Consider the following 7,479-nt stretch of genomic DNA (forward strand, 5'->3'; position numbering starts at 1 on the left):
CTTGACCTTTTCCGGTCTCAGTAAGTCCTACGGCGACACGCGAGTCATCGAGGAGTTCACGGCCGAGATTCCCGACCGCGAGTTCCTGGTGCTGCTCGGACCGTCCGGCTGCGGCAAGTCCACCATGCTCCGGATGATCGCCGGCCTGGTCGACATCACGTCGGGGGACTTGCTCTTCGACGGCAAGCGCGTCAACGACCTGGAGCCGAAGGAGCGCAACGTCGCGTTCGTGTTCCAGTCGTACGCGCTGTACCCGCACAAGACGGTCCGGGCCAATATCGCCTTCCCGTTGTTGATGAGCCGGTTCCGGTGGTGGCAGCACATCCCGGTGCTCGGCTGGTTCGCCCGCCGGCGGGCCATGCGCGACCCGGCGATCAGCAACCGGATAGCGGAGATCGCCGAGACGATGGAGCTGACCCCCTACCTGGACCGCCGGCCGCGCACCCTCTCCGGCGGCCAGCGGCAGCGGGTCGCCCTGGCCCGGGCCCTGGTCCGCGAGCCGGCGGTCTACCTGCTCGACGAGCCGCTGTCCAATCTCGACGCGAAGCTGCGGGCCCAGATGCGCACGGAGATCACCGCACTCTACCGGCGGGTCGGCGTGAGCTTCGTCTACGTGACCCACGACCAGGTCGAGGCGATGACCATGGGAACCCGGGTGATCCTATTGCAGGACGGGGTGGTGCAGCAGCACGGTACCCCGGAGGAGATCTACGACCGCCCGGCCAACACCTTCGTGGCCCGCTTCATCGGCTCACCGGCCATGAATCTGTTCCCGGTGACCGTCACCGGACAGCGCATCGTGCTGGCCGACGGCCAGGGACTGCCGGCGGTCCCGGCATCGGTCCCCGACGACACGAGGGTGTCGCTCGGCGTGCGGGCCGAGCGGATCGCGGTGAGCCGGGACGGCCCGGGCCTGGCAGCCCGCGTCGTGGTGGTGGAGCGCCTCGGCGGGGAGAGCGTCGTCGGGCTGCGGCTCGGCGCGGGCATTCAGGACGACGCCAACGCCCCCGCCGAGCTTCGCGACCTGTTCTACGCCAAGGTGCCCGGCCGGGTGGACCTGGAGGTGGATGACGCGTGCCGGGTCCAGGTGAACCTGACCGGCTGCAGTTGGTTCGACGCGACGACAGGGCGGCGGCTGGAGCCGGCCGCCCGCATTGAGGAGGTGTCGGCAGCATGAAGGCGTTGCTGTACCGCAGCGAGTTGGAACTCGTCGTTGCCGACCTCGACATGCCGGCGCCAGCGGACGGTGACGTGCTGATCAGGGTGGCGGCGGCCGGCGTCTGCGGCTCGGAGGTCGAAGGCTTTGCGACCCGCAGCCCGTTCCGCAAGCCCCCGTTGGTGATGGGGCACGAGTTCGCCGGCCACCGGGCGGACGACGGCACACTCGTCGCGGTGAACCCGCTGATCGCGTGCGGTGCGTGCCGCGACTGCCGGCGCGGCCGGACGAACGTCTGCGAGCGGCGGGTCCTGCTCGGCATTCAGCGCGACGGCGGGTTCGCCGAGTATGTGGCGGTGCCGCGGGCCAACTGCCATCCGCTGCCCGCCGGGGTCAGCGCGGTGCGCGGCGCGTTCGTCGAGCCGATGGCCAACGCCGTGCACGCGGCCGGGCTGGTCGCGGAAGACCTGGCCGACGCACTCGACATCGGCGTCATCGGGGCCGGGATGATGGGCATGGCCATGCTGCTGGTGCTGCGGGCTGGCGGGTTCGCGGCGGTGGACGTGGCCGACCTCAGCGCCGACCGGACCGCCGTGGCGGCCGCGTCCGGGGCGCGCTCCGTCTCGACGCGGCTTGGCGGCTCCTACGACGTCATCATCGACACCGTGGGCACGGCCCGTACCCGAGCGGACTCGCTGGAGCTGCTGCGTCCCGGCGGCGCCACGGTCTGGCTGGGCCTGCACGAGGAGTCTTCCGACATGGACTGCCGGGCGATGATCCGGGGGGAGAAGCGGATCCTCGGCAGCTTCTGCTATCGCGACGACGAGTTCCGGGCCGCGGTGCCGATGGCGGCCTCGGTGGACGAACGCTGGCTGGAGTTGCGCGACCTGTCGGCCGGGGTGGACGTGTTCGACGAGTTGATGCGGGGCCCGTCCCGGCACGTCAAGACCATGCTCATCCCGTGACCGCGATGGATGGCGCAGCGGGTGTGCGCGAGCGGCTGGTCCTGCGGGGCGGCCTCGTCCTGGACCCGGTGGCGGAGGTGTTCCGGCCGGGGGAGGTGCACCTGGCCGGCGACCGCGTCGTGGCCGGGGACGTCGACGGCCCGGCCCGGGTCGTCGACGTGACCGGGCTGCTGGTCACGCCCGGCCTGGTGGATCTGCATACGCACGTGTTCGCCGGTCAGGACCTCGGGGTGGACGCCGACACGATAGGCGCCGGGTCCGGCGTCACGACGTTCGTCGACGCGGGCAGCGCCGGCGGCCACCTCATCGACGCGTTCCGGATGACCAGCGTCGCGGGCCGACGCAGCCGGGTACGGGTGTGGCTGAACATCGCCTCCATCGGCACCACGAGCATCCGGCTGGCCGGCGAGCTGACCACCCTGGCGTACTGCGACGAGCGGGTGGCTGTCGAGGCCGCCCGTCGGCACCGCGACCTGGTGATCGGGGTGAAGATCCGCGCCTCGCACGACGTCGGGGGTCCGCACGGCCCGGTCGCGATGGCCCGGGCCCGCCGGGTCGCCGATGAGCTGGGCCTGCCGCTCATGGTGCACCTGGGCCCGGCGCCGTGCCCGGTGGACGACATCATGGCCGCGCTGCGCGCCGGCGATGTGCTCACGCACTGCTGCACCGGCTTCGCCGGCAACGAGATCGTGGCCGGTGGCCGGCTCCGCGCGTCAGTGCGGGCCGCCCGGGATCGCGGGGTGCGGCTGGACGTGGGGCACGGCATGTCCGGCTTCGACGTGCGGGTGGCCCGGGCGATGCTCGCCGAGGGCGTGCTGCCGGACAGCATCAGCAGCGACCTGCACGCGTACTCGCAGCCCCTGGTCGGCACCCTGCCGGACGTGCTGTCGAGGTTCCTCGCGCTCGGCATGAATGAGGCGCAGGCGTTCGCCCGGGCGACCCTGGCGCCGGCCGCGATCGCCGGCCTGGCCGACACCGGCGTGGGGACGCTGCGGGCCGGAGCGCCCGCGGACGTGGCGGTGTTCCGGCTCGTCGACATGCCGGACGGAATCGACTGGCGGGACGGGCACGGCAACAACTTCCGGGGCCGGATCCGCCTGGAACCGGTGCTGACGGTCGCGTCCGGGATCGTGGTGCTCGACCGGACGGCGGGCGCCGGGTGAGCGCGACCGTGGTGGTCGGCGGGGGCGGGTCCGGTATCGGGCTTGCCGCCGCCGAGGCGTTCGCCGCGCAGGGCGACACGGTGTGGATCGCAGGCCGGCGCGAGGGCCATCTGCGATCGGTGGCCGGCCGTCTCGGCCCGGCCGTGCGCCCGGTGGTGGCCGACCTCAGCACGCCGAAGGGGGCCGCGACCGTCGCCGCGGCGCTCGGCGGGTGCACGGTGGACGTCGTGATCGCCGCCGCCGGCAGCACCCGGGCCGGCCGACCGCGGGAACTGGCGGACGTGGCCGACGAGTGGCGCCACGACTTCGACAACAACGTGCTCACCGCCGTACTGCTGGTGGAGGCGCTACGCCCGCGGTTGGCCCGGCCGGGCGGCCGGGTGATCGGCATCAGTTCCATCGGCGCCCAGCTGGGCAGCGGCTACAGCGGCTCGTACGGCGGTGCGAAGGCGGCGCTGCACGCGTGGGTCTACTGGCTGGCCGCCGAGCTCGGCTCGGACGGGATCACCGCGAACCTGGTGCTGCCCGGCTACATCCCGGACACGGAGTTCTTCGGTGAGCGGGCGAACGAGTCCTTCCACGCCGAACGGGTCGGTCGGACGCTGCTCGGGCGGGCCGGGACCAGCGCCGAGGTGGCGCAGACGATCCGGTTCCTGGCCTCGCCGGGCGCCGGTTTCATCACCGGCCAGCTGCTCGGTGTCAATGGTGGCACGGTGCTCGGCCGGTGACGGCCACGACGCGAAGGAAAGTGGCGGTGTCTACTGAACGCTACACGGCGATCGGCGTTCGCCCGCTGGTCAACGGGGTGGGCCCGGCGACCCGGCTCGGTGGGCTGCCGTTGCACCCGCAGGTGCTGGCCGGGATGACCGAGGCGACCGCGCATAGCGTGCGGATGGACCGGCTGCAGGCTGCCGCCGGTCGGCGCCTGGCCGAGCTGCTCGGCGTGCCGGCGGCCTACGTCACCACCGGTGCGGCGGGGGGCCTCGCCCTGGCCACGGCGGTCGCGATGGCCGGCGACGACCCGCGGCTGATCGACCGGTTGCCGGACCCTAGCGGCATGCGGCATGCGGCATGCGGCATGAGGTCGTGGTGGCGTTGGCACACCTCGATCCGTACGACAACGCGGTGACCTCGGTCGGGGCGAGGCTGGTTCCCGTGGGTTACCCCAGCTCCTGTCACGCCGATGAACTCGACCGGGCCATCGGGCCGGCCACGGCCGCGGTGCTGTTCCGGCCCGGCCGGCCGGGCAACCTGTTGCCGCTCGCCGACACCTGCGAGATCGCACACCGGCACGGAGTGCCCGTGATCGTGGACGGTGCTCTGCACGTGCCGCCGGTGGACCGGCTCACCGGATTCCTCGCCGCCGGGGCCGACCTGGTGGCGGTCAGTGGCGGCAAGGGCCTGCGTGGCCCTCAGGCGTCCGGACTACTGTGCGGCCGTGCTGACCTGATCGCCGCGGTGGCGCTGCACCACCAGGACATGGACGAGCGGTCGGCGACCTGGCGTCCGCCCGCGCGTGGCCGGCGCCCGGACCCGCCACGCCATGGCGTCGGCCGGCCGATGAAGGTGGGACGTGAGCAGGTCATGGGCCTGTTGGCGGCGGTGGAGCGTTACCTCGCCGAGCCGGGTCGGGACGAGGAGCCGGGCATCGCGGAGCTGGCGGTGGCGGAGGCGGCGCTGCGTGCGGTCCCGGCGCTCGATGTGCGCCGCGAACATGAGCCCGCACTGGACGTTCCGGTGCTGCACGTACACGTCGGCCGTGCCGGCGTGGCAGTGGACGATGTCGTGCACCGGCTCGCGGACGGCGGCGGCGAGATTCCTCGGCTACGACGTCACCGTCCAACACAACGACCGCAAGCTGACCCGTGGCCGACGCAACGTCAACGGTCAGGTGGCTCTGAGGGTGCCCCGGTCGGTGATCCAGGCCAAATGCTCCCGATACCTCCAGCGCGGCCAACCCGCGCGCCGCACCCCGATCATCAACCGCGACGACTACACCATCGTCGCGACCTACGGGGCTGAGTATCGAGGCATCGTCCAGTACTACCTGCTCGCCGGAGACGTCCAACGACTTCACCGGCTGCGGTGGGTCATGCTGTCCTCGCTGTTACGGACCCTGGCCTCCAAGCACCACTCGACGCCGACGAGGATGGCCCGCAAACACCAGGCCAAAATCATCACGCCGAGCGGGCCACGGGTCTGCTTCGAGGCGACCCTGCACCGCGAAGGCAGGAAACCACTGGTCGCCAGGTTCGGCGGCATCCCTCTACAGCGGCAGAAAACAGCGGTCATCGACGACCGCCAACCAGACGGGCTGCATCACCCTCGAAAAGAGCTGATCACCCGCCTGCTGAAACGGCGGTGCGAGCTCTGCGAGCAGACCGGACACATGAACGTGCACCACGTCCGCACCCTCGCCGAACTCGGCCCGCCCGGACCCACCCAGCCCGCATGGGCAGCCGTCATGGCCCGACGCAAACGCAAAGCCCTTGTCGTCTGCGACACCTGCCACGACCACATCCACGCAGGCCAACCCACCACACTCACGGCATAGATCACTGGAGAGCCGGATGCGGGGAAACTCGCACGTCCGGTTCGGCGGGAGGCCGCGCGGAAAAGGACCCCACGGGCACCTCGCCGCGCGGCCCACCCAACCCAGACCGCCAAGAGCCAGGTCGGCCTGGACCAGCACCAGGTCCGCCGCTGGGACTCCTGGCACCGGTTCACCACCCTCGCCCTGGCCGCCCTCGCGGTCCTGGCGATCTGCGCCGCCGACGAAGCCCACCAGGACCCGGCCGACACCGGGCTGATCAAGCTGACGGTCAACGAGGTCCGCCGACTGATCAACGCCTTCATCATCCACCCGATCAGCGACCTCACCCATCGCTTGCACTGGTCACACTGGCGACGCCGGCACCAAGCCCGAGCCCGACAATCCCACTACACACACCGCCTCAACCTCGAACTCCAGCCATGATCCCGAAAGGCGGCTGCCGTACTAGCAAGCGCGACCGCTACGTGTGGATGCCGCGCAGAATGTAGTGGGCTGCGCCGACGTTCGCTGCTGCGTGCTGCTCCGAGCGTCGGCGTTGGGCGTGGCTCGACGCGGGGACCGCCGACCAGAAGGTGATCTCGTCGTCGCCGGTCATTAAGTCCCAGCCCTGCCCGGGCAGGGCATTGACCGGTGCCTCGCCGGCTGCGGTCAACTCATCGTGCAGTCGTTGGCGTGCCGTGCGCCAGGCTTCACCTGTCCGCGGATCTGCTGTGCCCCGCACGTGGGCGACTGCGGCGATACGCGCGTCGGTGTGAGGTGCCCCAAGAGCGGCGATCGCCTTCTTCGCCGCGGCGATCTCGTCTGGCGCGCCGGGTCGGCCCACTTGGAGGTCGGTGTAGAGCGCGAGGTTCACGGCGTGCTTGGTGCCATTAGTGTAGATCTTGTGAGTGGAAACTGAGTCAGGCGTCACGAGAGTCAGCACCGTGTAGTCGTCGTTCTCGCGGTCGTCCTCGAGAACGATCCCCTGCGTCAGGGCGTCCCCATGCTCCCGGTCGACGGCCTGGATTAGCGCACCCAGCAGGGGATGCCCTGGTGAGATGAGCTCCGGAGGTTCGATCCTCATGATGGGACCCTCGGAGCGCTCGAACGTGACCGCGTTGTAGCGAGTCTTGAGCGAAGAACCGAACCGGGCGCGCAGCCGTTCGGGTACGTGGGCGACCCGCCACACCGAGGCAAGTTGAGTGATGTCGCCGTGGAAGGTGGCGAACGAGCGGAGTGTGAAGTCACGCACGACATCGGGCTGGAAGCTGGATGCCCTGGCCTGCTCCATGGCCTTGCGTAGTGCGGTGAGTTCCGTTGGCGTGAGGGTGCTCGACGTGGCGGCGCGCTGCCGCACGGCCGATTCCAGGCCGCTGGACACCCGGTCGAGGGCCGACTCGATCTCGCCGTGGGCTGTCCCCCTCAACGCCCCAGAGAGCAGTTGGCCGAGGCTGGCGTCGGTGAGGACTTGGCCGAGCACATCGAAGACCTGGTCGCCCAGGGCCTCTCGTTGGACTTCCAGCTTGGCGAGCAGGGTCTCGAACACGTCACCCTCGCGAGTGTCAACCGCGACCAGATTCCAGAGATGGCAGGTGTGACGCTGGCCGATGCGGTGGATCCGGCCGAACCGCTGCTCGAGTCGGTTGGGATTCCAGGGAATGT

Annotated in this window: 8 protein-coding genes; 7 read left to right on the forward strand and 1 reads right to left on the reverse strand. The window is 70.9% G+C overall.

The features are described from left to right. Position 1: 1 nt before the first annotated feature. From IEY61_RS32040 to IEY61_RS29460, 7 genes are read left to right on the forward strand one after another with little or no spacing between them, the layout of a single operon-like run. Positions 2 to 1,177 (forward strand): ABC transporter ATP-binding protein, encoded by a 1,176-nt coding sequence (locus tag IEY61_RS32040; RefSeq protein WP_308424603.1) that lies wholly within the window; start codon positions 2 to 4, stop codon positions 1,175 to 1,177. Next, positions 1,174 to 2,121 carry an alcohol dehydrogenase catalytic domain-containing protein gene (locus IEY61_RS29440; protein ID WP_189050269.1) on the forward strand — a complete coding sequence of 316 codons (948 nt, stop codon included), beginning with the start codon at positions 1,174 to 1,176 and terminating at the stop codon, positions 2,119 to 2,121. The genes IEY61_RS32040 and IEY61_RS29440 overlap by 4 nt, the downstream gene beginning before the upstream one ends. A gap of 5 nt (positions 2,122 to 2,126) precedes the next feature. Beyond that, positions 2,127 to 3,284 carry an amidohydrolase family protein gene (locus IEY61_RS29445; RefSeq protein WP_229706563.1) on the forward strand — a complete coding sequence of 386 codons (1,158 nt, stop codon included), beginning with the start codon at positions 2,127 to 2,129 and terminating at the stop codon, positions 3,282 to 3,284. After that, complete coding sequence (locus IEY61_RS29450) at positions 3,281 to 4,012, forward strand: SDR family NAD(P)-dependent oxidoreductase (RefSeq protein ID WP_189050280.1); 732 nt, start codon at positions 3,281 to 3,283, stop codon at positions 4,010 to 4,012. The genes IEY61_RS29445 and IEY61_RS29450 overlap by 4 nt, the downstream gene beginning before the upstream one ends. A 26-nt stretch (positions 4,013 to 4,038) precedes the next feature. Continuing rightward, positions 4,039 to 4,413 (forward strand): hypothetical protein, encoded by a 375-nt coding sequence (locus IEY61_RS29455; protein ID WP_189050282.1) that lies wholly within the window; start codon positions 4,039 to 4,041, stop codon positions 4,411 to 4,413. After that, positions 4,356 to 5,306 carry an aminotransferase class V-fold PLP-dependent enzyme gene (locus IEY61_RS31670; RefSeq protein WP_229706553.1) on the forward strand — a complete coding sequence of 317 codons (951 nt, stop codon included), beginning with the start codon at positions 4,356 to 4,358 and terminating at the stop codon, positions 5,304 to 5,306. Before IEY61_RS29455 ends, IEY61_RS31670 begins: the two co-directional genes overlap by 58 nt. Continuing rightward, positions 5,200 to 5,838 carry a group II intron reverse transcriptase/maturase gene (locus IEY61_RS29460; RefSeq protein WP_229706557.1) on the forward strand — a complete coding sequence of 213 codons (639 nt, stop codon included), beginning with the start codon at positions 5,200 to 5,202 and terminating at the stop codon, positions 5,836 to 5,838. The genes IEY61_RS31670 and IEY61_RS29460 overlap by 107 nt, the downstream gene beginning before the upstream one ends. A gap of 460 nt (positions 5,839 to 6,298) precedes the next feature. Here the strand turns inward: IEY61_RS29460 and IEY61_RS29465 are convergent. After that, a partial coding sequence (locus tag IEY61_RS29465; protein ID WP_229706559.1) for a hypothetical protein occupies positions 6,299 to 7,479 on the reverse strand: 1,181 nt, incomplete at its 5' end.

This window comes from Micromonospora sonchi, assembly GCF_014646235.1.
Classification (GTDB): Bacteria; Actinomycetota; Actinomycetes; order Mycobacteriales; family Micromonosporaceae; genus Micromonospora; species Micromonospora sonchi.

Bases quoted from the DNA above. Each gene is read 5' to 3' on its own strand.
- IEY61_RS29440 (WP_189050269.1), top strand. From the start codon at position 1,174: ATGAAGGCGTTGCTGTACCGCAGCGAGTTGGAACTCGTCGTTGCCGAC.
- IEY61_RS29445 (WP_229706563.1), top strand. From the start codon at position 2,127: ATGGATGGCGCAGCGGGTGTGCGCGAGCGGCTGGTCCTGCGGGGCGGC.
- IEY61_RS31670 (WP_229706553.1), top strand. From the start codon at position 4,356: ATGCGGCATGAGGTCGTGGTGGCGTTGGCACACCTCGATCCGTACGAC.